The sequence below is a fragment of the Streptomyces sp. NPDC040622 genome (assembly GCF_055593965.1).
Map to the genome: position 1 here is coordinate 24,255 of NZ_JBVIXD010000005.1, position 23,418 is coordinate 47,672.

Genomic DNA, 23,418 nt, shown 5'->3' on the forward strand with positions numbered 1-23,418 from the left:
GCCTCGACCCCGAGCCGCCAGAGCCGCCCGAGCCTCCCGAGGCCCCCGAACCCACCCGCTCACTTGTCGGGATGCACCACCATGGCCGACCCGCCGCCCCGGCGGACCTTCTCGGCCGCGGCGAGCCACCTGCCGTCCGGGAGCCGCTGCACTCCGGTGGCCGCGCCGATCTCCGGGTTCTGCTTGAAGGAGTGCCCGATGGACTCCAGCGAACCCCGCAGCGGGCTGTCCCAGAGGCCCGGTTCGAGCTCGGTCTGCGCGGCGTTGCGCTGGCTGGCGCGCGGCGCGGCGATCGCGTCGACCAGCGGAAGGTCCCGGTCGACGAAGCCCGTCAGGGTCTGCAGGACGGTCGTGATGATGGTCGCGCCGCCCGGCGAGCCGAGGGCCACGACGGGCTTGCCGTCCCGGAGCACGATCGTCGGGGAGATCGAGGAGCGCGGCCGCTTGCCGGGCCCGGGCAGGTTCGGGTCGTGCACCGCCGCGTCGGCGGGCGCGAAGGAGAAGTCGGTGAGCTCGTTGTTGAGCAGGAAGCCGCGGCCGGGCACGGTGATGCCGCTGCCGCCCGTCGACTCGATGGTCAGGGTGTACGAGACGACGTTGCCCCACTTGTCGGCGGCCGTGAGGTGCGTGGTGTTCTCCCCCTCGTACGTCGTCGGGGCCGCCTTGTCACCCGTGCCGCAGGGCTTGGGGTGGCGCGGGTCGCCGGGCGCGAGCGGGCTCTTCAGGACGGCGTCGTCCTTGATCAGGCATTCCCGCGTGTCGGCGTACCGCTGGGTGAGGAGCTGCTTGGTCGGTACGTCCTCGAAGGCCGGGTCGCCCACCCAGCGGCCCCGGTCGGCGAAGGCGATGCGGCTGGCCTCGATGTAGCGGTGCAGGTACGTCGTCTTCGACGCCTTGGAGAGGTCGGTGCGCTCCAGGATGTTGAGGGCCTCGCCGACGCTCGTGCCGCCGGAGGACGAGGGCGCCATGGAGTAGACGTCGAGTCCCCGGTAGGCGGTCTTCGTCGGGGCCTGCCGCTTGACCGCGTACGCCTTGAGGTCCTTCAGGGAGAGGTCTCCGGGGCGCGCGACACGGTCGGACGCGGGGTCGACGGGCGGCTTGTTCACCGTGCGCACGACGTCCTTGGCGAGGTCACCGCGGTACAGCGCGCCGACGCCCTTGCGGCCCAGCTCGTCGTAGGTGCGCGCCAGGTCGGGGTTCTTGAACGTCGAGCCGACCACCGGCAGCTTCCCGCCGGGCAGGAACAGCTCGGCCGTGGCGGGGAAGTCCTCGAACCGCTGCTGGTTCGACTCGGTCTGCGCGCGGAAGGTCGAGTCGACCGTGAAGCCGTCGTGCGCGAGACGCTCGGCCGGCTCCAGGAGGGTGCGCAGGCTTTTGCTGCCCCAGGTGTCGAGCGCCGACTGCCAGGTGGCGGGCGTGCCGGGGGTGCCGACGCCTAGACCGCTGGTGACCGCGTCGGCGAAGGGGATCGGCTTGCCGTTCTCCAGGAAGAGTCCGGAGTCGGCGGTGCGCGGGGCCGTCTCGCGGCCGTCGATCGTGCTGACCTTGTGGGTCCTGGCGTCGTAGTGGACGAAGTATCCGCCGCCTCCGACGCCCGCCGAGTAGGGCTCGGTGACGCCGAGCGCGGCGGCCGTGGCGACGGCCGCGTCCACGGCGTTGCCGCCCTTCCTGAGGACCTCGATCCCGGCCGCCGAGGCGTCCGCGTCGACACTGGCGACGGCGCCGCCGTGGCCGACGGCGACCGGCACCTTCTTCGAGGCCTGCTGCGCGGCCGTGCCCACCGGGTGGGCGGATGCCGGTTCCGCTGAGCGCGTAGGCGAAGGGGGCGCGGCCGCACCGACCGACACCAATACCCCTCCGACCGCCCATAGCGTCAGATTACGTACGACAGCGCGACGCATTCGTACCTCCTGTCAACAACCGTCTGCGCAGCGTAACTTCGACTGCCCTGTCGCGTCAGGACCTCCTCGAACACCGGTACGGCGGCCCGCTAGCATGCGCCCCCATGACTGAAGACGTGCGGAACATCGTCCTCGGCCTGATCGCGGTCGGCGTCAGCGCCGTCCTTGGCTGGCTCGCCCGTGGCTACCTGCTCAAGCGCAGGCTCCGCCGCAAGCAGGCCTTCTTCGGGCTGCCCGACAACTCCGAGTCGCTGCTCGTGGTGAACCGCGACGCGGGCGGTCCCGAGCTGATGGTGGTGCGCCAGGACGTGTTCGCCCTCCTGGAGCTGGCCGCCGTGGTCAGGGAGTGCGGCGCGCACGCCCAGGTCGTCGCGCACGACGCGGCCCAGCAGGGCTTCGGCGAACGCACCGAGTTCTGCGTGGGCAACCCGGTGGCGAACCGCCGGATGGCCGCGCACATGCACTCCCTGCTGCCCGGGGTCCGCGTGAACACCGAGCCGGAGCCGGTGCCGGACCGCGGCGCCTTCCAGATCGGCAGCGAGCGCTACCGCCTGGAGTCGGGCCTCACGGAGTACGTGCTTCTCGCGCGGCTCACCGCCGACCAGGGCCAGGACGCGAGACCCGTCTTCCTCTTCTGCGGCCAGCGCGCGGTGACCAGCCAGGCCGCCACCCGCTATCTCGCCCGCCACCACGAGAAGCTCGCCCGCAAGCATGGCGGCAACTCGTTCGTGCTGCTCCTGAAGGTCGTCAATTCGCAGGCGTACGGACCCGACGTCGTCGAGCTGGTCGCGGACGTGACGCGCGCGGCCCAGACCCCGCTGCCCACGCCGTCGGCCCGGAACTCCCATCGCGCCAAGTGACCGGAGCCCCACGCAGCGCCGACCCCATCCCGGTCCTTACGTAACCTAGCAGGGAATTTCCGGACAACAGGCAACCCGTCCCGGCGATCCGCCCTCTCTCCGTGCAGTCCACATTCGCACGGAGGTACGTTCCTTGACCCCCCAGAGCTCTTCGAGCCGCCGACACCCCCTTCGCACCCGCCACGCGGCGACCGCGGGTCTCGCGGTACTCGCCGCCGCCCTGACCGCCTGTTCGGGCGGCAGCGGCTCGTCCGCCGCCGAGGCCGCCGAGAAGCCGGAGATCTCGGTGAACCTCTCGGGGCAGCAGGCCAAGGCGGGCGAGCCCGTCAAGGTGCGCCTGGCCGACGGGAAGCTGAAGCGGGTCACGGTCGCCGACGCCAAGGGCGCGAAGCTGCCGGGCAAGGTCTCGGCGAACGGCACCACCTGGACCTCGCAGCGCAAGGCCGCGCCCGGCACCGCCTACCGGGTCGAGGCGACCACCGACGAGGGCGGCAGCGCGAAGCAGTCCTTCAAGACGGCCGCGCCGGACAAGGTCAACAAGGTGACGCTCGCCCCGGGCAAGAACACCACCGTCGGCGTTGCCCAGCCCCTGTCGATCACCTTCGACAACCCGGTGCGCAACAAGGCCGAGGTCGAGAAGCACCTGAAGGTGACGACCTCGAACGACACCGAGGGGTCCTGGGGCTGGATCAAGAACTACGACGGCAAGGACCGCGTCGACTGGCGCCCCAAGGAGTACTGGAAGTCCGGCACGAAGGTGAAGCTGGACGCCCGGCTCAACGGCATCGACTCGGGCGGCGACGACTGGTTCGTGCGCGACTACGCCACCGACTTCACCATCGGCAAGAACCAGGTCGTCAAGGTGAACCTGGACAGCAAGACGTCGACGCTGTACCGCGACGGCAAGGCGGTCAAGTCGCTGCCGATGTCGGCCGGCACGCCCGGCGGCGAGAAGGCCTCCTGGGGCGGCACGTCCGTCCTGATGTCGAAGGAGGGCACCATCAACATGCGCTCCGAGACGGTGGGCCTCGGCAGCTCCTACGACAAGATGGTCGACTACTCGATGCGCCTGACCTGGTCGGGCATGTACGCGCACGCGGCCCCGTGGAACGCCTCGTACTTCGGGAACACCAACCACAGCTCGGGCTGCGTCGGCATGAGCGACGGCGACGCCGGCTGGCTCTACGGCCAGGCCCAGACAGGCGACCCCTTCGAGGTCACCGGCAGCGGCTCCAAGGGCGTCCCGGACCCGGGCAACGGCTACGGCGAGTGGAACATCTCCTGGTCGGACTGGCAGGCGAAGAGCGCGCTGACGTAGTCGCCCACCCTTCAACTATCGTTACCGGGGCGTAACTTACCGATGGGTTACCCCCAGTAAGGCACCGCGGTTACCGTCGGGTCACTTTGCACTTTCAACGAGTGAGGAAGTGACCCGTGAGCCACCTGCACCCGCACCGTGCCCTGCGTACGACCACCGTGGGCGCCGTCTCCGCGACCCTGGTCGCCGGAGCCGCCCTCGGCCTGGCCCCCGCGGCACAGGCGGCGCCGGCCGCCGGGCCGCGGGCCGCGCCCGCCGACGTGCGCTTCGTCGACATCCCCGGCGACGGCGGCACGGTCCTCAAGGCCAACGTCTTCACCCCCAAGGGCGCGAAGCCGGGCGCGAGCTTCCCCTCGATCGTGCTGCCCACCAGCTGGGCCATGCCCCAGATCGAGTACGTCGCCCAGGCCCAGAAACTCGCCGACGCCGGCTACGTCGTGGTCAGCTACAACTCGCGCGGCTTCTGGCAGTCCGGCGGCGAGATCGAGACCGCGGGCCCCGAGGACATCGCCGACGCCTCCAAGGTCATCGACTGGACCCTGGCGAACACCCCGGCCGACCCCTCGAAGGTCGGCATGGCGGGCGTCTCGTACGGCGCGGGCATCAGCCTGCTCGCCGCCGGGCACGACAAGCGGGTCAAGGCCGTCGCCGCCCTGAGCGGCTGGGGCGACCTCATCGACTCGATCTACAGCGGCCGCACCCAGCACGCCCAGGCCGCGGCCCTGCTCGGCGGCGCCGGCGCCCTCACCGGACGGCCCAGCGCCGAGCTCCAGCAGACCCTGAAGGACTTCCTCGGGTCCAACCTGGACAAGGAGGACGAGATGATCGCGTGGGGCAGCAAACGCTCCCCTGCGACCTACCTCGACGAGATCAACGACAACGGCGCGGCCATCATGCTGGGCAACGCCTGGGGCGACACCCTCTTCCCGCCCAACCAGTACGCCGAGTTCTACGAGCGCCTGAGCGGACCCAAGCGGCTGGAGTTCCGTCCGGGCGACCACGCGACGGCCGAGGCGACCGGACTGCTCGGGCTGCCCAACGACACCTGGACCTCCACGCAGCGCTGGTTCGACCACTACCTCAAGGGCGCGGACAACGGCATCGACAAGGAGCAGCCGGTCCGGCTCAAGTCCCGCTCCGAGGGCGACTACGAGGGCTACCCGGACTGGAAGTCGGTGGGCGCCACGCGCAAGAAGATCGCGATGGCGGGGACCACCACGATCCGTACGAACGTCGACTCGGGCGCCAACGGCGGCATCGCCATCCTCTCGAACGCCCTCGACCAGTTCCTCAAGGTCCCGCCGATGGCCTCCGTGCCGCTGCTGCCGCGCCGCTACACGGGCGTCTGGGAGTCGGAGCGGTACTCCTCGGCGCAGCGGGTGCGCGGGACGGCGAAGCTGCACACCACGCTCACCAGCACCAAGGAGAGCGGCACCCTCGTCGCATACCTCTACGACGTGGGCCCGCTCGGCCTCGGCAAGCTGGTCAGCAACGCGCCGTACACCTTCCACGGCAAGACGCCGGGCAAGCCGTTCGGCGTGGACCTGGAGCTGTTCTCCACGGCCTACGACGTACCGGCAGGACACAAACTCGCCCTGGTCGTCGACACGGTCGACCCGCTCTACATCGAGCACAACCCGGCCGGCGCGCAGCTGACCTTCTCCTCGCCCCAGGCGGACCCGTCGTACGTGTCCGTGCCCCTGCGCGAGCAGTGATCTCCGGCTGCTGCCGGGCTTGCCCTTCGAGCTACTGCGTTCCTGGCAGCAGCGTCCCTGGTTCGGCCGGGGCCACGTCCGTGGCCTCGGTCTTGGGGTTGCGCCGCTGACGCTTGGACACCCACTGGGCGAACCACGACAGCAACATGCACATCCCGATGTAGATCGGTGAGATCACCATGACCACGGGGATGAACGGCAAATCGTAGTCGAGGTTCGACGCGATCAGCTTCCCGGCGTGGAGGAACTCCTCGTAGGTGATCAGATAGCCGAGCGAGGTGTCCTTCAGCGCCACCACCAACTGGCTGATGATGGCGGGCAACATGGCACGCACGGCCTGCGGTACGAGGACGTGTCCCATGACCTGTGTCTTGCGCATTCCGAGTGCGTAGGCCGCCTCCCGCTGCCCCCTCTCCACGGAGTTGACGCCGGATCGGAAGACCTCGGCGAGTACGGAGCCGTTGTAGAGCGTGAGCCCGGCGACGAGCGCGGGCAGCGGCTGGACCTTCAGCGCCACGAAGACGAAGAAGATCATCACCAGGACGGGCATCGCCCGGAAGAACTCCACCAGGAGCGTGGCGAGCCAGCGCACCGGCCGGTGGTCGGAGAGCCGCCCCATCGCGAGCAGCCCGCCGAGCGCGAGCGCGAGCACCGCGGAGATCGCGAAGGCCTTCAGCGTGTTGCCGAGGCCGCGCAGGAGGAGTTCCTGGATTCCCTTGTACTCGAAGGGTGTCCACTTCGTCGCCGTGAACTGGTCGGTGTCGAAGAGCAGATAGAGGATCCACGCGAGCAGTCCGAGCACGACCAGCGTGGAGAGCACTCCGTACAGCTTGTGCCGCCGGACGGTCCGTGGCCCGGGGATGTCGTAGAGGGCGGTGGAATCGTGGGAGAGGGCTTTCATCGGGCGACTCCCCAGCGCTTTTCGAGGACATTGAAGATCGCGCTGATGGCGAGGGTGATGATGAGGTAGCCGAGGGCGATCCAGACGAAGGTCCAGATGATGTTGTAGCCCAGTTCGCTGAGCGTCTTGTACGTGCCGAGCAGCTCGGTGACGCTGAACGCGCCCGCGATCGCGGAGTTCTTGGCGAGCGCGATCAGGTTGGAGCCGACCGGCGAGATGACGGACCGGAAGGCCTGCGGCAGCACGACCATGGACAGGGTCTGGCCGAAGCTCATGCCGAGGCTCCGAGCCGCCTCGCCCTGTCCCTTGGGCACGGTGTTGATGCCCGACCTGAGCGCCTCGCAGATGAAGGCGGAGGTGTAGCAGCCGAGAGCGAGCACCGCGAACACCTTGAAGGGCAGCACCAGGCCGAAGCGTGGCAGGCCGAGCAGCACCGCGAAGAACAGCAGCGTGAGCGGGGTGTTGCGCAGGACCGTCACCCATACCGTGCCGAAGACGCGGAAGGACCCGACGGGCGCCACCCGGAACGACGCCATGACGAAGCCGAGCACGAGGGCGAGCACCGAGGCGTAGACGGTGAGTTCGACGGTGCCGAGGAACCCTTCGCCGAACGTGGAGAAGTTGTCTGTCAGTACGTCCACGACGCCTCCTCAGCTCGCCGGGTAGCGGTCGATGGCGGGCGGCCTGGGGGCCGGGACTCCGGAGAGGCCGAGCGTGGCGTCGTACGCCTTCTTCCAGTCGCCGTCCTTCTCGCGGGCCGCGAGGGCGTCGTCGACGGCGAACCGCAGGGCGGTGTCGCTCCTGGGCACGCCGATGCCGTACGGCTCCTGCGAGAACGGCTTGCCGACCACCTTGAGCTCGTCGGGCACCTTGGCCGCGTAGCCGATCAGGATCGCGTCGTCGGTGGTGACGGCGTCGACCTGGTAGGTCAGCAGGTTGTCGACGCAGACCGAGTACGTGTCGTAGGCGACGAGGGTGGCCTTCGGATAGTCCTTCTGGATGCGCTGGTAGGGGGTGGACCCGGCGGCCGAGCAGACCCGCTTGCCGGCCAGGTCCCGCGGTCCCTTGATGTCGTCCTCGTCACTGCGCACCAGCAGGCCCTGGCCCGCCATGTAGTAGGGGCCGCCGAAGCCGACGAGCTTCTTGCGGTTGTCGTTGATGGTGTAGGTGCCGACGTAGTAGTCGATCTGCCCGTTCTGCAGGGCGGTCTCGCGGTTCGCCGACGCGATCGTCTTGAACTCGGTCTTCTCGGGGTCCAGGCCCAGCGAGGCGGAGAGCATCTTGGCGATCTCGATGTCGAAGCCGGAGTAGGTCCCGGTCGCCGGGTCCTTCTCGCCGAGGTAGGGCTGGTCCTCCTTGGCGCCGACGATGAAGCGGCCGCGGCTCTTGGCCTTGCGCCAGGTCCGGGAGTCGGGCAGCTGGAAACCGCCCGCCACCCGGTACGTGGGCAGTTCCTCGGCCGAGGGCCCCTTGACCGGCGGGCTGCCCTCCTTGCCGCACGCGGCGGCGGCGCAGGCGGCCAGGACGAGCGCCGCGAGCAGGCGCGTCGTACGCATGGTGTGTCGCTTCACGAACACGTCCCCCCGTCAGTGCTTGAGGATCTTGGAGAGGAAGTCCTTGGCGCGCTCGCTCTCCGGGTGGGTGAAGAAGTCCTCGGGGGCCCGGTCCTCGACGATGCGGCCGTCCGCCATGAAGACCACGCGGTTGGCCGCGGAGCGGGCGAAGCCCATCTCGTGGGTGACGACGACCATCGTCATGCCGTCCCGGGCGAGCTGCTGCATGACCTCGAGGACCTCGTTGATCATCTCGGGGTCGAGGGCCGAGGTCGGCTCGTCGAAGAGGAGCGCCTTGGGGTCCATGGCCAGCGCGCGGGCGATGGCCACGCGCTGCTGCTGGCCGCCGGAGAGCTGCGCCGGGTACTTCTCGGCGTGCGCGGACAGGCCCACCCGCTCCAGGAGCTCCCGGGAGCGCTTCTCCGCCTCGTCCTTCTTGCGGCCCCGCACCTTGATCTGCGCCAGCGCCACGTTCTGGAGAACGCTCTTGTGCGCGAAGAGGTTGAAGGACTGGAAGACCATGCCGACTTCGGTACGGAGCTTCGCGAGCGCCTTGCCCTCGGCGGGCAGCGGCCGGCCGTCGAGTCTGATCTCTCCCGACTGGATGGTCTCGAGCCTGTTGATCGTCCGGCACAGCGTGGATTTGCCCGACCCTGACGGGCCGATGACGACGACCACCTCCCCCTTGCCGACGGTGAGGTTGATGTCCTGGAGGACATGCAGCTCTCCGTAGTACTTGTTCACATCACGCAGCTCGATCAAAGGATCGACGGCCATGGCAAGACCTGCCCACTCTCAGCTGTGTACGTCCGCGCAAACTATCCACGTGAAAACGGGACTTACTGGACGACACGCACTTATGGGCATTAACCGTATTTGCGGCAATTCCGGTTACGTCTCGGACGCTTCCGCGTAGACCTGCGACAACTCGGGGGCGCCGTGCACCGCCCAGTCGAGCCCCGCCTCCACCACCTGGATGCTCCGGCCGGTCTTCAGCCGCACCACCGGACTGCCGCCGGGCCACACGTGCCAGGTCGCGCCCGGCACCGTCCGCACCACGACGGTGCCGAGGTAGAGACCCGCGTCGTTGCCGAGCCACGGCAGCATCTCGGGGTCGTCGCGCCAGCGCGGCAGGAGCTGGTCCAGGGCCGTCAACGAGGCTGGGGAGTCGTCGAGTTCGAGACCGACGGCGCTCGCCTGGGAGCGCAGCAGCTCACACTCGGAGAGCAGTTCGGCCACGCCGTCGGGGTCCTCCTCGAACGCGGCCGCGAGCCCTTCGGCCCGGTCCGTCGCGGAGTGCCGCCTGCGCCACTTGTCGAGGAACGGGATGTTCATGATCGGCCTCTCCGTCGGGTGGCGCCGCCGGATGCGCGGCCTGGCGCTGATTCCGTATGTCCAAGAATGTATCTTGCATCAGTTGATCACGGAATCAGGCGATTCACACCGCAGGCTGCTCCCCCAGGCGTGGTACGCGGCATCTTCCCTCAACTCCCGCACCCCGAACGCCCTCTCGGGCTCCCGCCCCCGCCCGGCAGGTGACGGTTCCCCACGACGGGGTACTAGTGACCGCCTGAGGATCGGTCCGGGTCTCCCGGTCGGTCCCGCTCCGTCCGGGAGGTGGACGATGGTGTGGTGGGTGTGGTTGGTGGCCGTGGTCGTCGTACTGGGTCTGCTGGTCGCCACGGCGCTCGGCGTGCAGGCCCGGCGGCGCAGCGGCGGTGTGATCGTGGTGCGGCGCGGCCGGCGGTCCGGACGGGGGAGGACGCGATGACGGCTCCTCTGCCGGGTCTGATGGCGGCCGGTGACCTCACCAAGCGTCCGGTGGTCACGCTGGGCGGTGAGGCGGTGGGCCAGGTCAAGGACGTCGTCCTGGACGGCGCGGGCGGCCGGATCGCGGGATTCACGCTGGCGGGGCGGGGACTGCTCTCCGGCCCGCTGCGCAAGAGCCTGCCGTGGGCGGCGGTGCACGCCCTGGGCGCGGACGCCGTGATGATCACCTCGGCCGACGCGCTGGAGGACAAGGCCGCGGTCGCCTCCTGGGAGGAGGCCTCCGGCGGCCTGGTGCGCGGGGCCCGCGTGCTGACGGATCAGGGAGTGCAGGTGGGCACCGTCCTCGACGTGGTGCTCGAGGCAGGCCGGGAGGGGCGGGTGGTCGGCGTCGAGATGTCGTCCACCGAGGCCCTGGGCCGGCACGAGCGCAAGGTGTACCTGCCCCTCGGCGGCCGCCCCGCGCTGACGGGCGACACGCTGATGATCCCCGCGCACGACACGGAGCACGCGGTGGAGGAGCTCGGCGAGCTGGCTTCGGTGCTGTGGCGTCGGCGGGGCGGTGGGACAGGTGGTGCGGGTGATCTTCGCGGTACGCCCGGGACGGACAGTACGCCCGGGACGGGCGGGAGTGACCTTCGCGGCCCGACCGGCCCGACCGGTACCGCGGCCGCCGGTGAGGAGCGGATCTCATGATGCTGCTCAGTCAGACCGTGGGACGCCCGGTCGTCAGCGCCTCGGACGCCGCACAGGTCGGCACCGTCGCCGGACTCGTCGTCGAACCGGACGGCGCGCTGATCACCGCCCTGCGCCTGGACGGCGTCAAGGACGGCGCCGACGTCGTCGCCTGGACGGACGTCCACGCGGTGGGCCCGGACGCGGTCGTCGTGGGGGCGGCCACCGCGGCCCGGTTCGCCTCCACGGGGTCGGCCGAGAGCCAGAACCTGCTCGGCAAGCGCCTGTTGACGGAGTTGGGCGATGTCGTCGGGACGCTCGCCGACGTCGCCTTCGACCCGGAGTCCGGCCGCATCGACACCCTGCACAGCTCGCGCGGCGAACGGATCCCCGGCATCCGTCTGCTCGGGGTCGGTTCGTACGCGGTGATCGTCCGCGTCGGTGGCGCGGAGGGTGCCGGGGGCGGCGGGGGCACGGCCGTGGAGGCCGTCTGACCGCACCGCCACCTCCGCGCGCGCCGTCACAGATCCCTGCGGTCGACGGTGAACACGGCGACGGCCACCGCCACCACCGGCCACACCGCGAGGACCAGCCACGCCCCCGTGGTCGACCACGGGTACAGGGCCTGGCCGCCGCCCGGCTCGGCAAGGCGCAGCCACGCCTTGTACGGCATCGCGTGGCCGATGACCGCCGTCGCGTGCCGGTCGTCGGACAGGGCGACGGGCAGCAGGAGCAGGAGGACGAACAGGGCGACCAGGGTCGTGCCGCTGTGCCGCAGGAGGGCGCCGAGTGCGAGGCCCGCCAGCGCGGACACCGGCGCGAGCAGCGCGGAGGCGACGACGAGGCGCCACGCGCCGGGGTGGCCGATCGGGATGCCGACGCCCTTGCCGGACAGGATCGCCTGCGTCAGCCAGAACGATCCGCCCGCGACGACGGCGCCGAAGCCGGTCGTCACGGCGGCGATCACCAGAGCCTTGGCCGCCATCAGCGGGCGACGGGCCGGGACGGCCGCGAACGTCGTACGGATCAGTCCGGTCCGGTACTCCGCCACCAGCGAGAGGGCGCCGACGGCGCCGGCCGCGAGCACCAGGACCAGGCCGGCGTTCGTGGTGAAGGCCTCCTGCAGCGGAATGCCGTCGGCGATGAACCGGGCCCGGTCCGCCGCGCTGTTCTCCGTCCAGTAGCGGTAGGTGTCGTACGCCGTACCGGCGTTGACGGCGACGACGGCGAGCCCGGCGATCAGCAGCGACCAGGCGGTGGAGCGCAGCGACCACAGCTTCAGCCACTCGGCGGCGAGAAGGTCCGCGAAGCGGGGCACGTGTGTCGCTGAGGTCAACTCGGTCATCGGGGTTCTCCTGCCAGGTATTCGACGCTGTCGGCGGTCAGTTCCATGAACGCCTCCTCCAAGGAGGCCGTCCGGGTGGTCAGTTCGTGCAGCGGGACCCCGTTCGCCAGGGCGAGTTCGCCGACGCGGGGCGCGTCGATTCCCCTCACCACGAGCCGGCCGCCGTCGGTCGTCACCGAGGCGCCCTCGGCGGTCAACAGCCGCGTCAGCGCGGGGGCGTCGGGGGTACGGACGGTCACGGCGGCGCGGCCCGAGCGCCTCGCGAACGCCGTGAGGCTCTCCGCGGCGATGAGTTCGCCCCGGCCGATGACCACAAGGTGGTCGGCGGTGTGTTCCATCTCGGACATGAGGTGGCTGGAGACGAACACGGTGCGGCCCTCGGCGGCCAGGCGCCGGAACAGCCCGCGGACCCACTGCACGCCTTCGGGGTCGAGGCCGTTGAGCGGTTCGTCGAAGAGGAGCACCGGCGGGTCGCCGAGCAGCGCGGCGGCGATGCCGAGGCGCTGTCGCATGCCGAGGGAGAAGCCCGCGATCCGGCGGCGTCCCGCGTCCGCGAGGCCGACTTCCGTGAGGACCTCGTCGACGCGGGAGCGCGGGATGCGGTTGCCCCGGGCGAGGATGGCGAGATGGGCGCGTGCGGTGTGACCGCCGTGCACGTCACCCGCGTCCAGGAGCGCGCCGACGTGACGCAGGCCGCGGGCCCGCTCCCGGAACGGACGTCCCTGGACGGTGACGGATCCGCCGGTGGGGCCGTCGAGGCCCATGATCATGCGCAGGGTGGTGGACTTTCCCGCGCCGTTGGGGCCGAGGAACCCGGTGACCTGGCCCGGGCGCACCTGGAAACTCAGGGCGTGCACGGCCGTCTTGGTGCCGTACCGCTTCGTCAGTTCGTTGACTTCGATCACGGTGACCACGCTGCCGGGCGCGACCCCCGCCCGTCGTCGGACCGGCGCCGACACTTGCCGGGCGGCGATCACCCCTGGTCGTACCTCCGGTGTCACCCCTGGTCGTACACCCGTGGTCGATTCCCTGTGCGAGTCCCGCTGGCTACGATCGGCACATGTCAGCCACCCCGTCGTTGTCCCTGCTCAAGCACGCGCCGCCGGGCGTGTGGGTGGCCGTCGCCTGGTGCCTGGGCATGGCGTCGGGGGCGCGGGCGTACTTCGGGCTCTCGTGGCTGCCGACGAGCCCGCATCCGGGGCCCACGCCGTGGGAGTGGCTGCTCGTGGCCGCCGCGGCGGGGACGGCGCTGTGCGCGGGCCGTCTCCTGCGCCGCCGCCCTCTGGTGTCGCTGTGGCTGCTGATCGTCGCCTCGTACGCCGGGACCCTCGCGATCGGCGCGACGAACATCGGCTTCCTCCAGTACGCGGCGGTCGACATCGTCATGGGTTTCGTCGTGGCGAACGGGACGCGCCGGGCCCACACCGCCGCCGTCGTCCTGGCGCTCTGTGTCCTGCCGGGCTACGCGTTCCTGCGCCGGCTGCTGGGGCTCCCCCTGCGGCTCGACCACACCCTCAGCTCCAGTTGGTCGGACTGGCAGACCGTCGTGCTGGCGGCGGCCGTCGCCTGGCTGGCCGGCAACTCGGTGCGTCAGGCCCGTGCTTACGCGGTCCGGCTCGGCGCGCAGGCCGCCGCGCAGGCCGTCACCGCCGAACGGCTGCGCATCGCGCGGGAGATGCACGACACGGTGGCGCACAGCATCGGCATCATCGCGCTGCAGGCGGGCGCGGCGGCGCGGGTCGTGGAGACCCAGCCGGCCGGGGCGCGCGAGGCGATGGTCGCGGTGGAGCTCGCGGGCCGGGAGACCCTGGCCGGGCTGCGGCGGATGCTGGGCGCGCTGCGCGAGAGCGAGTCCGGCGGGCAGGCGGGCGGGGGACGCGAGGCGGCGCCGCGCGGCCCTGCCGAGGGTCTCGCCGACGTGGAGCGGCTCGCCGCCTCGACGACGGCCGCCGGGGTACGCGTGGACGTGGTGTGGCGGGGCCGACGGCGGCCGCTGCCCTCGGACGTCGACCTGTCGGCGTTCCGCATCATCCAGGAGTCCGTCACCAACGTGGTGCGGCACGCGGACACCACGTCCTGCACGGTGTCCGTGGACTATCACGACGAGGAGATCGTCATCGAGATCGAGGACGCCGGACGGGGCGGCGCGAAGGCGGCCGCCCGCGGCACCACCAATGGCACCGGCACCGGCACCGGATACGGCCTGGTCGGTATGGGTGAGCGAGTCGCCCTGCTGCACGGCGAGTTCAGCGCGGCACCGGGCCCCGACGGCGGCTTCCGCGTACGCGCCCGGCTGCCGCTCCCGGTGACGGCGGGCGCCCGGTGACGATCCGCGTGCTGCTCGTCGACGACCAGCCCCTGGTCCGTACCGCCCTGAGCATGGTCATCACCGAGGCCCCGGACATCGAGGTGGCGGGCGAGGCCGCCTCGGGCGAGGAGGCGGTACGGCGCTGCGCCGAACTGCGCCCGGACGTCGTGGTGATGGACATCCGGATGCCCGGCATGGACGGCATCGAGGCCACCCGGCTGATCACGTCGGGCGCCGCGCCCGCCCACGTCGTCGTCCTGACCACGTTCGACGACGACGATTACGTGTACGGGGCGCTGCGCGCCGGTGCCTCGGGCTTCCTCGTCAAGGACATGGCCTTGGACGACATCCTGGCGGCGGTGCGGGTGGTCGCGACCGGCGACGGCCTGATCGCGCCGAGCGTCACGCGCCGGCTGATCAAGGAGTTCGCGGGGCGCCCGGTGTCCGCGCCGCCGCGCGAGACCGCGGTCGAGGGCATCACGGGCCGCGAGCGCGAGGTACTGACGCTGGTGGGCCGCGGCCTGTCGAACACCGAGATAGCCGAGGAACTCTGCCTCAGCGTCGCCACCGCGAAGACGTATCTCACCCGGCTGCTCGCCAAGCTCGGCGCCCGCGACCGGGTGCAGCTGGTGATCATCGCGTACGAGAAGGGGCTGGTGTCGGCCGAGCGCTGACGGCCGAACAAAGCCGCTCGACGACTGTTCGACGGCCGTTTCGACGGCCGTTCGACGGCTGTTCGAGCACCGCTGCCGACCGGTTGTGCTCGGCGAGTTCGCGTCGAGTTCACGTGTCCCTCATTGACGCGCCTCTGACGCCTCCTTAGCTTCATGGCGCATCCGTCATCACGCCCTTCCGTCATCACCGCCCATCCGTGGTCCCTGCTCCCTCATCCCCCTGTTCCCTCATCCCTGGTCACCCATCGCCCGCAGCTCACCGGTCGGGCGACACACGCGGGAGGTCTGTCGTGCGTCGACGTATCTGGGGAGCGGCCGTCGTGCTCGCCCTGTTCACGGGGGCCGTTCCCGTGGCATCGGCACAGGCCGCCGCCCCGCACGGACCGAAACCGCTCCCCCTGGAGCGGCTCTTCGACAACCGCGCGGTCAGCGACGACGCGCGTCCCGCCGAGGCGGACTTCGACGGCTCGGGCGGTTCGCTCTCCGCGCGGGACCTGGCGTCGGCCGGGTGGACTCCCGGACGGTCGCTGGCCGTTGACGGGGCCCGTCTCACCTGGCCGCGCACCGCGCCGGGCGCACCGGACAACGTGCGGGCCGACGGCCAGCGGGTCCGGGTGAGCGGTCGCGGCAACGCCCTGGCCTTCCTGGTCGCGGGCACGGGCGGCGACGCGAGCGGCAGCGGCACGATCAGCTACCGGGACGGCTCGCGCGGCAGCTACCGGCTGACCGCGCCGGACTGGCGCACGGGCCCGCTCGCCACGAAGTCCGTGGCGCTGGAGCACATCAACACGCCGGGCGGCCAACTCGCCGAGAAGGCGCGGCTGTACGTGGTGACGGTGCCGCTGGCCCGCGGGCGCGAGGTCGCCTCGGTTCGGCTGCCGCGCACCCCCGGCGCCGCCGACCTGCATGTGTTCGCCCTGTCGGTGCGGGCCGACGCGCGGGGCTGGACGGGCAGCTGGTCGGCGTCGAGCGCCGGGTACACCGCGGTGGGGCCCTGGGTCGACCGGACCGTGCGGCTCGTCGTGCACACGAGCACGGGCGGTCCGCGGGTACGGATCCGGCTCGACAACACCTTCGCTGCGGCGCCGGTGCGGATCGGCAGTGCGACGGTGGCGGTGCAGGCGTCCGGGGCGGGGGCGCGCGGCGAGCCGCGACGGCTGTCCTTCGGCGGCTCCTTCGGCACCGAGATCCCCGCGGGCGCCCAGGCGTTCGGCGATCCCCTCGACTTCGACGTGCCCGCCGACGCGAACCTCCTGGTCAGCTTCCATCTGCCGGGGCCCGTGACGACGGCGCCGGTGCACAGCCAGGCCATCCAGCGCTCGTACGTCAGCGGCCCCGGCGACCACGCGGCGGACGGCTCCCCGGCGGCGTACACCTCGACCCTCACGACGTGGCCGCTGCTCACGGGCGTCGACGTGAGCGGCGGGCCCGGCTCCGTGGTGCTGCTCGGCGACTCGATCACGGACGGCGTGCAGTCCACGCCGGACGCCAACCGGCGCTGGCCCAACGTGCTGGCGACCCGGCTCCTGAACCAGTCCGACGTGCCGCGCTACGGCGTGCTCAACCAGGGCATCTCCGCGAACCGCGTGGTCGCCGACCGCTATCCCGGCGACGGCGTCTCCACCGACACGGGCGGCGTGAGCGCCCTGCACCGGCTGGACCGCGACGTCCTGGCCCAGACGTCGGCGCGTACCGTCGTCGTCTTCGAGGGGATCAACGACGTGCGCTGGGGTGCCTCGGCGGACCAGGTGATCGCCGGCCTGCGGGAGGTCGCCGACCGCTCCCGCGCCCGCGGGCTGCGCACCGTGGCGGCGACGATCGCGCCGTGCGAGGGCGAGTCGCTCTGCACGGCGGCGGCCAACCAGCAGCGCGAGGCCGTCAACGCGTATCTGCGCGGCAGCGACGCCTTCGACGCCGTGCTCGACTTCGACGCGGTCCTGCGCGACCCCGCGCACCCGGCACGGATCCTGCCCGCCTACGACAGCGGGGACCATCTGCATCCCGGGGACGCGGGGCTCGCGGCGCTCGCGGACTCGGTGGACCTGCGGAAGCTGGCGCCCTGAGCCTGCCGGGCTCAGCCCGAGGTGCCGGGCTTCGTGCCCCAGACGTAGATCCAGTCGCGCAGCGCCAGGAGATTCCACAGTCTCCTGGCGTCGGGCAGCCGCATATTGACGCATCCGGCCGAGCCGCCGCCGTTGTACAGATCGTGCGGTGTTCCGTGGAGGGCCTGCCCCCGGTCGAAGAACTGCGAATAAGGCATGGGCGCGTTGTGATAGAGCGTGGAGAAGAACTTCTTGCGCTTCTGATAAATCCGGTGCCAGCCGGGACGGGTCTCCTGCCCGTCCCGGCCGGTCCGTATCGGCACCGGCCCGAAAATCACCCGGCGGCTCTTCTGCACCCAGAGCAGCTGCCGGCTCTGGTCCACGCAGGTCACCTTGTACCGGCGCACCGGACACTTACCCGCCTTGTTGGGGTTCTTTTTCGCCTGCGCCACGAGCATCATGCGGTACGTCCACAGGTTCGCGTAGCCGTTCGCGGGGCGGATGCCGTGGCGGACCTGGAAGCGGCGGATGGCGAGGCAGTCGTCCGGGTCCTGCACACCGTCGGCCGTCAGGTGCAGGAAGCGCTCCAGCGGCCGCTGATAGGGCCCGGTTCCCGCGGTGCAGGGGGCCGCGGAGGAGGACCTGACAGGCTCCCGGGGGGCCTGCCCCGCGGGCAGCGCGGTGGCCTCGGTGGCCGCGCCCAGGGTGACTATGAGGGCAGCTGTCGCGGCACCGGCCTTGATTCGAATCATGGCGTCCCTTCCGTATCGCACCGTTCTCAGGGCGAGAATCCCGCAGGACGCACTCAGGTGAATCTCCTGAGGGCCAGTGGAGTGGCGCCGATCCGGCATTCAGGTGATTCAGCCCCGCCCGTGGGGTTCCTGCCGACGCATCCGCCGGCGGCCCGGCCGCCGCAGGAGCGGGCCCTCACGGCCCGGTCATCTTTTCAGTGCAGCCGCGCGTTTAATTCGAATTCCCTCCTTTCCCCCTGAGCACCTTTCCTCGACGTCCGCGAAATCCGGTCCTCTTTCCGTTCCCCTGATCAGTGGAATAACCGGAGAGGCAGGGTGCCGAGAGGCGCGGCACCCCGATTCGCGCGGCGCCCCCTGCTTAGCTGCTGCGGGAAAAACATCCCCTCCTGCTCCGAAAGGACTGCCTTGATCAGGGTTTTCGACAGTCGCCCCCATCTCGAAAGATCCAGAGGGGGGACCCTGCGCGGAATCGCGGTCGCCGGTGCCGCTTTCCCGCTGCTGGCCCCCGGGATCGTCGTGGACGCGGCGCATGCGCAGCAGGGCGCCGGGGACGGGACCGTGAAGGTCCGTGTCGTGCGCGAAGTGAATGCCAACGGGGAGTGGGACCGCGTCCTTGAGCCCGGCATGGACAAGGTCAAGGTCCGCCTGACCGACGACGCGGGCACCACGATGACCACGACGACCGGTGCCGACGGTGTGGCCACCTTCAAGCCCGCCGGCTCCAAGCTCAAGGGCGGCAAGTACCGCGTCCAGGTCATGAACCCCAAGCCCGGCACGTTCTTCTCCGCGTTCGCCGACCGCGAGGGCCTCGCCGGGGCGCCGGACAAGCTGAGCAGCACCGAAGAGTTCGTCGACGTGTCCGGCGGCAAGGACGTGGAGTTCACCACCGCGTACTGGAATCCGGCCGACTACTGCCAGAAGAACGCCGAGCTGGTGACCGCCTGCATCGGCAAGGACGCCAATCCGGGCGCCGACGCCGACAGCCGGCGGACGCTGGTGGGCTTCCCGTACAACGCCCGTGGCGACAACGACCAGACGACGGACCTGTCCGACAAGGCCACCACGGGCGCCGTCTACGGCATCGGCTACAGCAAGCAGAAGAAGTGGATCTTCTCGGGGGCGTTCGCACGGCGGGCCGCCGCCTACGGTCCCGGCGGTCGGGGCGCGATCTACCTGACCGACCGCGAGAGCGTGGAGACCACGAAGTTCACGACGGTCCCGAACGTCGGTGACACCGAGCACGACCAGAACACCGACGGGGATCTGGCGTTCCAGTCGGCGGTGACCAAGGAGGCGCTGGGCGACGTAGAGGTGTCCGAGGACGGCAAGGACCTCTACGTCGTCAACCTCAAGGACAAGAAGCTCTACCGCTACGACGCCACCAAGAAGACCGCGTCGGCGCCGAAGGCCTCGTACAAGATCCCCGCGCCGAGCCCGGCCTGCAAGGCAGCCGGCGACTGGCGGCCGTTCGGTCTCGGCGTGCAGGACGGCACGGTCTACGTGGGCGGCGTCTGCTCGGCGCAGGCGACCCAGGACCGGGACGACCTGCGGGCCGTGGTCCAGAAGTTCGACCCGGAGGGCGGCACGTTCACCGGCACGGTCATGGACCAGAAGCTCGACTTCGCGCGTGGCAAGACCGACACCATCGGCTCCGGCGGCTGCAACGGCGACCGCTGGTACCCGTGGGCGGACGCCTGGCGCGAGAAGCAGGACGGCAAGACCTGCGGTTACCGCATCTCCTACCCGCAGCCGATCCTCGCCGACGTCATCGTGGACACCGACGGAGACCTGATCCTGGGCTTCCGCGACCGGTTCGCCGACCAGCAGGGCCTCAACATCGCGAGGACGCCCGGCGGCCCCCTGAACACCGACCCGATCTCGGGCGGCGACCTGAACCGGGCGTGCCCCGGCAAGGGCGGCAAGTTCGTGATGGACGGCAACGGCGGCTGCAAGAACAACGCCACCGCCACCACCAAGGGCCCCGCCCAGGACGCCGACGTCAAGGAGTACTACCCGGGCGACTGGCGGACCGGCTACCACATGGAGTCCGCCTTCGCCGGCATCGCGCTGTCCAAGGTCGAGGACACGATCGCCTCCAACGGCATCGACGTGAACGACACCACGTACAACAGCGGCACGATGTTCCTCAACCGCAAGGACGGCACGCGCGCCGAAGGCCTGGGCAACGTCCTGAACCGGTCCTTCGGCAAGGGCGGCGCCATGGCCGACCTCGAAGTACTGTGCGACGAGGCGCCGATCCAGATCGGCAACCGCGTCTGGTACGACGTCGACAAGAACGGCATCCAGGACCCGGGCGAGAAGCCGGTGCCGGGTGCGACCGTCAACCTGTACGACAAGGACGGCACGCTGGTCGCCTCCACGACGACCACGGACCGCGGTGAGTACTACTTCGACAGCATCAACGACGGTCTGAAGTTCCGCACCAAGTACACGATCAAGATCGACAACCCGGCGGACTACGAGGACGGCGGCCCGCTCTACCGCTGGACCGTCACCCAGAACGACGCCGGCAAGAACGACTTCATCGACAGCGACGGCAAGGTCCCCTCCGGCGGCCGCTTCCCCGAGCACTCCATCACCACCGGAAGCGCCGGGCAGGACAACCACACCTACGACTTCGGCTACCACCAGCCGAACGGCGAGGTGAAGATCATCAAGCGGGACGCCAAGACCAAGAAGGTCCTGCCGGGCGCCGAGTTCCAGCTGTGGCGCGAGAGCAACGGCCAGGACGGCCTGCAGATGACGGGCGACGACCCCGACGAGAAGGTCGCGGCCAAGCGCCGCACCGACGCCAAGGGCGTCCGCACCAGTGGCAAGGTGCCGCTCGGCACCTACTACTGGCAGGAGACGAAGGCTCCCGAGGGCTACAAGAAGGGCAGCAAGACCGTCTACGGCCCGATGGTCCTCGACTTCGACACCTTCCGCCGCGGCAAGACCGTCTACGCGGAGAACCAGCCGGTGCCGAAGCCCGGGAAGATCACGCTGATCAAGCGCGACAAGAAGTCCGGCAAGGTCCTGCCGGGCGCCGTCTTCCAGCTGTGGCGCGACAGCAACGGCACCCCCGGTCTGCAGCGCACCGGCGCCGACGCCGACGCCAAGGTCAACACGGGCTGCGCGACCGACGGCCGCGGTCGCTGTTCCTTCTCGGTGGCCAACGGCTCGTACTACCTGTACGAGACGGCGGTGCCGGAGGGCTACAAGCTGCCCAAGAACCGGGTCTCCGGCCCGCACCGGATCACGGACAAGACCAAGAAGATCACCGTGACCCTCTACAACCCGCGCGGTGAGACGCCGAAGAAGTAGTGAGCGGCGGCGTCAGCTGACGCACCCCGGCGTATCGGGCGGCGGTCTCCGTGACTTGCGGGGGCCGCCGCCCCGCCGTTTTCCCGCGGCACGCGACGCGCCGAGTACGACGGCCCGTTGCCCCGTCCGTCCGGAAGAAGCCACTGCCCCCACCCGTCCGGAAGAAGAAGGACCCCCTGTGAAACACCTCTCCCGGTTCCGCCCGGCCAAGCCCCGCACCGGCGTGCGCACGGCTCTGCTCGTCCTCCTCGCGCTCACGGCGGCCGGCGGCCTGACGGCCGTGTCCCTGCGCGGCGAGGCCCCGCAGGCGCCGCGCCCGGTCACCACGGCCGAGGCCCAGCGCCTGGCCATGGCCCGGCTGTCCGCGTACGAGGCGAGCCCCGCACGGGTCACCGCCACCCTGGACGACGGGACCGACGTCACCGAGATCGACGCCCTGCTCGACTACCGGGCGCACCACGCGGTGGGACGCTACGTCTCCGGGCGCGACGGCTCGCGCAGCGACGGAATGATCGCGTGGGACGCCACGGGACTCGCCGTCGCCTCCGCCACCCCGCGCGGGCGCGACACCGCGGGCCTCGTGCGGAGCGTGCGAAGGACAGCGCCCAAGGACTGGTCACCGCGCGCGTACACGGCCGACCCGCTGGACAGCCTCCTGCGCCTGGTGATGTCCCTGGGGGTGAACCGCCCGGACAACGCCCAGCTCCTCGCGCAGGCGGGGCCGCGCCGCCTGCGCGAGGAGACGGTGCACGGCACCACGTACACGGTCTTCTCCGGGCCGCGCCCCCGGGGCGCCGCGTCGTCGAGGGGACGGTCCCCGCTGACGTACTGGGTGGACGAGCGGGGCGGCCTCGGGCGGGTGGAGGCCGTCGTCGCCTCGCTGCCGCGTCCCGCGCGGGTGGACTTCGCGAAGGCGCCGGGCGGCAGCCGGGTCCCCGGACGTCCCTGGGAACGTCAGGGCGCCGCCGGTGCGGGCAGCCGGTAGCGGTCAGGGGAGACCGGGCCCGGCAGTCCCTTCGCGGGCCGCGCGGGCGCCTTTGCCCCGCCCGGCAGTTGGGGCTGCCGGCCCGGGGCGGGGACCTTCTTGAAGGAGATGCCCGGCGGGACGTCCACGGCGCGGGTGGTACCGGGAGAGGCCAAGTCGGCATTCCGTCCCGGGCAGGTGGTCACCGCCCGGGGCAGCGTGGCGGGGCTGGTCGGCGCCGTCCCGTTGCCCGCGTAGCAGTTGCCGCGGTTGCGCGGGGCGGTCAGGACGAGGCCGGTGCCGGATCCCAGGGCGTTGTCCGTGACGCGGTTGGCCCGGACCGGGTATCCCTGGACGTCGCTCAGGAGGAACGCGGCCACGCGGTGGTTCGCGACGCGGTTGCGCTCGAACCGGTTGCGCGTGCCGCCGCCGACGCCGATGCCGATTCCGTAGCCCCCGTCGGCCTGTTCGGGGCTGCGGGCGTCGTTGTTGTCCGTGATGGTGTTGCCGACGACGACGGCGTCGTGCTGCGGGCCGAGCGCCTCGAGGTTGTTCGAGTTCACCGTCATGCCCACCCGGTTGCGGCGCGCCGTGTTGGCCAGGAAGTACAGGTCACGGGAGGCGTTGGTGACCTCGACGCCGATCGCGTTGTGTTCCAGGAGGTTGTCCCGGACCACGGTGTCGCAGGGGTCGCACTGTCCCACGTAGATGCCGGAGTCGGCGTGCCCGGAACCGTAGGAGTGCTCGATGAGCCCGCTGCGGGCGTCGAAGGCGTAGATGCCGTACAGCGCGTTGTTGTAGGCGGTGACGTACGAGGCGCGGAACCCCTTCAGCGGCGGGAACTTCGTCGTGTCGAGCGGGTCGTAGCCGGCGCCGCCCGCTCCCTCGCCCTGCAGACGCTCGTCGGTGACGCCCGTGAACAGGACGCCGTTGGCCAGGTGGTTACGGACCGTCAGGTTCTCCACCACCGAACCCGCGCCGGTCACCGTGATGCCGTTGGCCCGGGTGAACTCCCCGTCCACCACGGTCCCCGCGCGGTCGGCTCCCCGCAGCACCACACCGGGCCGACGCACCGTCACGCTCTCGCGGTAGACACCCGAAGAGACCAGTACCAGGTCGCCCGATCGAGCGGAATCCACCGCCTTCTGAATGGACGCGTACTGCCCCGGAACCCGCAGGACGGCGGGCGGACCCGTCGGTCCTGGACGGTCGTCCGAGCCCATGACGCCGCATGCGGCCAGCACCGGAAGGGCCGTGGCCGCCAGGCACAGGCGGCGCAGCCGCCACCGGTTCGGACGTCGACGCACCGGTGGCACCGT

At 70.9% G+C, this 23,418-nt stretch carries 21 protein-coding genes; 11 read left to right on the forward strand and 10 right to left on the reverse strand.

All coding sequences use genetic code 11. The annotated features are described in order from the left end of the window. Positions 1–59: 59 nt before the first annotated feature. Complete coding sequence (gene ggt / locus ACZ592_RS14945) at positions 60–1,901, reverse strand: gamma-glutamyltransferase (RefSeq protein ID WP_471581966.1); 1,842 nt, start codon at positions 1,899–1,901, stop codon at positions 60–62. A gap of 104 nt (positions 1,902–2,005) precedes the next feature. Here ggt and ACZ592_RS14950 point away from each other — a divergent pair, with 104 nt between their 5' ends. The 3 genes from ACZ592_RS14950 (at position 2,006) to ACZ592_RS14960 (ending at position 5,794) form a co-directional block, all read left to right on the forward strand. Beyond that, positions 2,006–2,761: a hypothetical protein gene (locus ACZ592_RS14950; RefSeq protein ID WP_471581967.1), complete on the forward strand. Its 756-nt coding sequence runs from the start codon at positions 2,006–2,008 to the stop codon at positions 2,759–2,761. 133 nt (positions 2,762–2,894) lie between these two features. Beyond that, positions 2,895–4,079: a L,D-transpeptidase gene (locus ACZ592_RS14955; RefSeq protein WP_471581968.1), complete on the forward strand. Its 1,185-nt coding sequence runs from the start codon at positions 2,895–2,897 to the stop codon at positions 4,077–4,079. A gap of 116 nt (positions 4,080–4,195) precedes the next feature. Beyond that, positions 4,196–5,794, forward strand: a complete 1,599-nt coding sequence (locus ACZ592_RS14960) for an alpha/beta fold hydrolase (RefSeq protein WP_471581969.1) — start codon at positions 4,196–4,198, stop codon at positions 5,792–5,794. Between the two features lie 31 nt (positions 5,795–5,825). On the opposite strand, the gene ACZ592_RS14965 is transcribed toward ACZ592_RS14960, so the two are convergent. The 5 genes from ACZ592_RS14965 to ACZ592_RS14985 all read right to left on the reverse strand — a co-directional run bounded on the left by ACZ592_RS14965 (position 5,826) and on the right by ACZ592_RS14985 (position 9,583). Continuing rightward, positions 5,826–6,695, reverse strand: a complete 870-nt coding sequence (locus ACZ592_RS14965) for an amino acid ABC transporter permease (protein WP_471581970.1) — start codon at positions 6,693–6,695, stop codon at positions 5,826–5,828. After that, positions 6,692–7,336, reverse strand: a complete 645-nt coding sequence (locus tag ACZ592_RS14970; RefSeq protein ID WP_471581971.1) for an amino acid ABC transporter permease — start codon at positions 7,334–7,336, stop codon at positions 6,692–6,694. The genes ACZ592_RS14965 and ACZ592_RS14970 overlap by 4 nt, the downstream gene beginning before the upstream one ends. 9 nt (positions 7,337–7,345) lie before the next feature. Next, positions 7,346–8,251: a glutamate ABC transporter substrate-binding protein gene (locus ACZ592_RS14975; protein ID WP_471581972.1), complete on the reverse strand. Its 906-nt coding sequence runs from the start codon at positions 8,249–8,251 to the stop codon at positions 7,346–7,348. A 30-nt stretch (positions 8,252–8,281) separates the two neighbouring features. After that, positions 8,282–9,025 (reverse strand): amino acid ABC transporter ATP-binding protein, encoded by a 744-nt coding sequence (locus ACZ592_RS14980; protein ID WP_471581973.1) that lies wholly within the window; start codon positions 9,023–9,025, stop codon positions 8,282–8,284. Between the two features lie 114 nt (positions 9,026–9,139). After that, positions 9,140–9,583, reverse strand: coding sequence for a DUF6278 family protein (locus ACZ592_RS14985; RefSeq protein WP_471581974.1), 444 nt, complete (start codon positions 9,581–9,583; stop codon positions 9,140–9,142). 289 nt (positions 9,584–9,872) lie between these two features. Between ACZ592_RS14985 and ACZ592_RS14990 the strand changes: the two genes are divergently transcribed. Genes ACZ592_RS14990 through ACZ592_RS15000 form a run of 3 tightly spaced genes read left to right on the forward strand, consistent with a single transcriptional unit; the run spans position 9,873 to position 11,184 of the window. Then, positions 9,873–10,019 (forward strand): hypothetical protein, encoded by a 147-nt coding sequence (locus ACZ592_RS14990; RefSeq protein WP_471581975.1) that lies wholly within the window; start codon positions 9,873–9,875, stop codon positions 10,017–10,019. Further along, positions 10,016–10,711, forward strand: coding sequence for a PRC-barrel domain-containing protein (locus ACZ592_RS14995; protein ID WP_471581976.1), 696 nt, complete (start codon positions 10,016–10,018; stop codon positions 10,709–10,711). The genes ACZ592_RS14990 and ACZ592_RS14995 overlap by 4 nt, the downstream gene beginning before the upstream one ends. After that, positions 10,708–11,184: a PRC-barrel domain-containing protein gene (locus ACZ592_RS15000; protein ID WP_471581977.1), complete on the forward strand. Its 477-nt coding sequence runs from the start codon at positions 10,708–10,710 to the stop codon at positions 11,182–11,184. The genes ACZ592_RS14995 and ACZ592_RS15000 overlap by 4 nt, the downstream gene beginning before the upstream one ends. Positions 11,185–11,210: 26 nt before the next feature. Here the strand turns inward: ACZ592_RS15000 and ACZ592_RS15005 are convergent, their stop codons facing one another. Both ACZ592_RS15005 and ACZ592_RS15010 read right to left on the reverse strand, forming a co-directional pair. Further along, complete coding sequence (locus tag ACZ592_RS15005; protein ID WP_471581978.1) at positions 11,211–12,035, reverse strand: ABC transporter permease; 825 nt, start codon at positions 12,033–12,035, stop codon at positions 11,211–11,213. Beyond that, on the reverse strand, positions 12,032–12,940 hold the full coding sequence (locus ACZ592_RS15010) for an ABC transporter ATP-binding protein (RefSeq protein ID WP_471581979.1): 909 nt from the start codon (positions 12,938–12,940) through the stop codon (positions 12,032–12,034). Before ACZ592_RS15010 ends, ACZ592_RS15005 begins: the two co-directional genes overlap by 4 nt. Before the next feature lie 155 nt (positions 12,941–13,095). Here ACZ592_RS15010 and ACZ592_RS15015 point away from each other — a divergent pair, with 155 nt between their 5' ends. From ACZ592_RS15015 to ACZ592_RS15025, 3 genes are all read left to right on the forward strand, one after another. Then, positions 13,096–14,361, forward strand: a complete 1,266-nt coding sequence (locus ACZ592_RS15015) for a sensor histidine kinase (RefSeq protein WP_471581980.1) — start codon at positions 13,096–13,098, stop codon at positions 14,359–14,361. Then, entirely contained in the window at positions 14,358–15,017 is a 660-nt protein-coding gene (locus tag ACZ592_RS15020; protein WP_471581981.1) for a response regulator transcription factor, read from the forward strand. The genes ACZ592_RS15015 and ACZ592_RS15020 overlap by 4 nt, the downstream gene beginning before the upstream one ends. Positions 15,018–15,307: 290 nt before the next feature. After that, complete coding sequence (locus ACZ592_RS15025) at positions 15,308–17,080, forward strand: SGNH/GDSL hydrolase family protein (protein ID WP_471581982.1); 1,773 nt, start codon at positions 15,308–15,310, stop codon at positions 17,078–17,080. A gap of 11 nt (positions 17,081–17,091) precedes the next feature. Here ACZ592_RS15025 and ACZ592_RS15030 read toward each other — a convergent pair whose 3' ends face one another. Next, complete coding sequence (locus ACZ592_RS15030) at positions 17,092–17,811, reverse strand: L,D-transpeptidase (protein WP_471581983.1); 720 nt, start codon at positions 17,809–17,811, stop codon at positions 17,092–17,094. 573 nt (positions 17,812–18,384) lie between these two features. Here ACZ592_RS15030 and ACZ592_RS15035 point away from each other — a divergent pair. Together ACZ592_RS15035 and ACZ592_RS15040 are read left to right on the forward strand one after the other, a co-directional pair. Beyond that, complete coding sequence (locus ACZ592_RS15035; protein WP_471581984.1) at positions 18,385–21,135, forward strand: SpaA isopeptide-forming pilin-related protein; 2,751 nt, start codon at positions 18,385–18,387, stop codon at positions 21,133–21,135. A gap of 178 nt (positions 21,136–21,313) precedes the next feature. Then, positions 21,314–22,120, forward strand: coding sequence for a hypothetical protein (locus tag ACZ592_RS15040; RefSeq protein WP_471581985.1), 807 nt, complete (start codon positions 21,314–21,316; stop codon positions 22,118–22,120). Here the strand turns inward: ACZ592_RS15040 and ACZ592_RS15045 are convergent. Beyond that, positions 22,090–23,406 (reverse strand): right-handed parallel beta-helix repeat-containing protein, encoded by a 1,317-nt coding sequence (locus ACZ592_RS15045; RefSeq protein WP_471581986.1) that lies wholly within the window; start codon positions 23,404–23,406, stop codon positions 22,090–22,092. The genes ACZ592_RS15040 and ACZ592_RS15045 overlap by 31 nt on opposite strands. Positions 23,407–23,418 lie beyond the last annotated feature (12 nt).

What these genes read in the sequence shown, in the direction of transcription:
- ggt (WP_471581966.1), bottom strand. Translation starts at nt 1,901, where the DNA reads ATGCGTCGCGCTGTCGTACGTAATCTGACGCTATGGGCGGTCGGAGGG.
- ACZ592_RS14950 (WP_471581967.1), top strand. Translation starts at nt 2,006, where the DNA reads ATGACTGAAGACGTGCGGAACATCGTCCTCGGCCTGATCGCGGTCGGC.
- ACZ592_RS14965 (WP_471581970.1), bottom strand. Translation starts at nt 6,695, where the DNA reads ATGAAAGCCCTCTCCCACGATTCCACCGCCCTCTACGACATCCCCGGG.
- ACZ592_RS14975 (WP_471581972.1), bottom strand. Translation starts at nt 8,251, where the DNA reads ATGCGTACGACGCGCCTGCTCGCGGCGCTCGTCCTGGCCGCCTGCGCC.
- ACZ592_RS14980 (WP_471581973.1), bottom strand. Translation starts at nt 9,025, where the DNA reads ATGGCCGTCGATCCTTTGATCGAGCTGCGTGATGTGAACAAGTACTAC.
- ACZ592_RS14985 (WP_471581974.1), bottom strand. Translation starts at nt 9,583, where the DNA reads ATGAACATCCCGTTCCTCGACAAGTGGCGCAGGCGGCACTCCGCGACG.
- ACZ592_RS14990 (WP_471581975.1), top strand. Translation starts at nt 9,873, where the DNA reads ATGGTGTGGTGGGTGTGGTTGGTGGCCGTGGTCGTCGTACTGGGTCTG.
- ACZ592_RS14995 (WP_471581976.1), top strand. Translation starts at nt 10,016, where the DNA reads ATGACGGCTCCTCTGCCGGGTCTGATGGCGGCCGGTGACCTCACCAAG.
- ACZ592_RS15000 (WP_471581977.1), top strand. Translation starts at nt 10,708, where the DNA reads ATGATGCTGCTCAGTCAGACCGTGGGACGCCCGGTCGTCAGCGCCTCG.
- ACZ592_RS15005 (WP_471581978.1), bottom strand. Translation starts at nt 12,035, where the DNA reads ATGACCGAGTTGACCTCAGCGACACACGTGCCCCGCTTCGCGGACCTT.
- ACZ592_RS15015 (WP_471581980.1), top strand. Translation starts at nt 13,096, where the DNA reads ATGTCAGCCACCCCGTCGTTGTCCCTGCTCAAGCACGCGCCGCCGGGC.
- ACZ592_RS15030 (WP_471581983.1), bottom strand. Translation starts at nt 17,811, where the DNA reads ATGATTCGAATCAAGGCCGGTGCCGCGACAGCTGCCCTCATAGTCACC.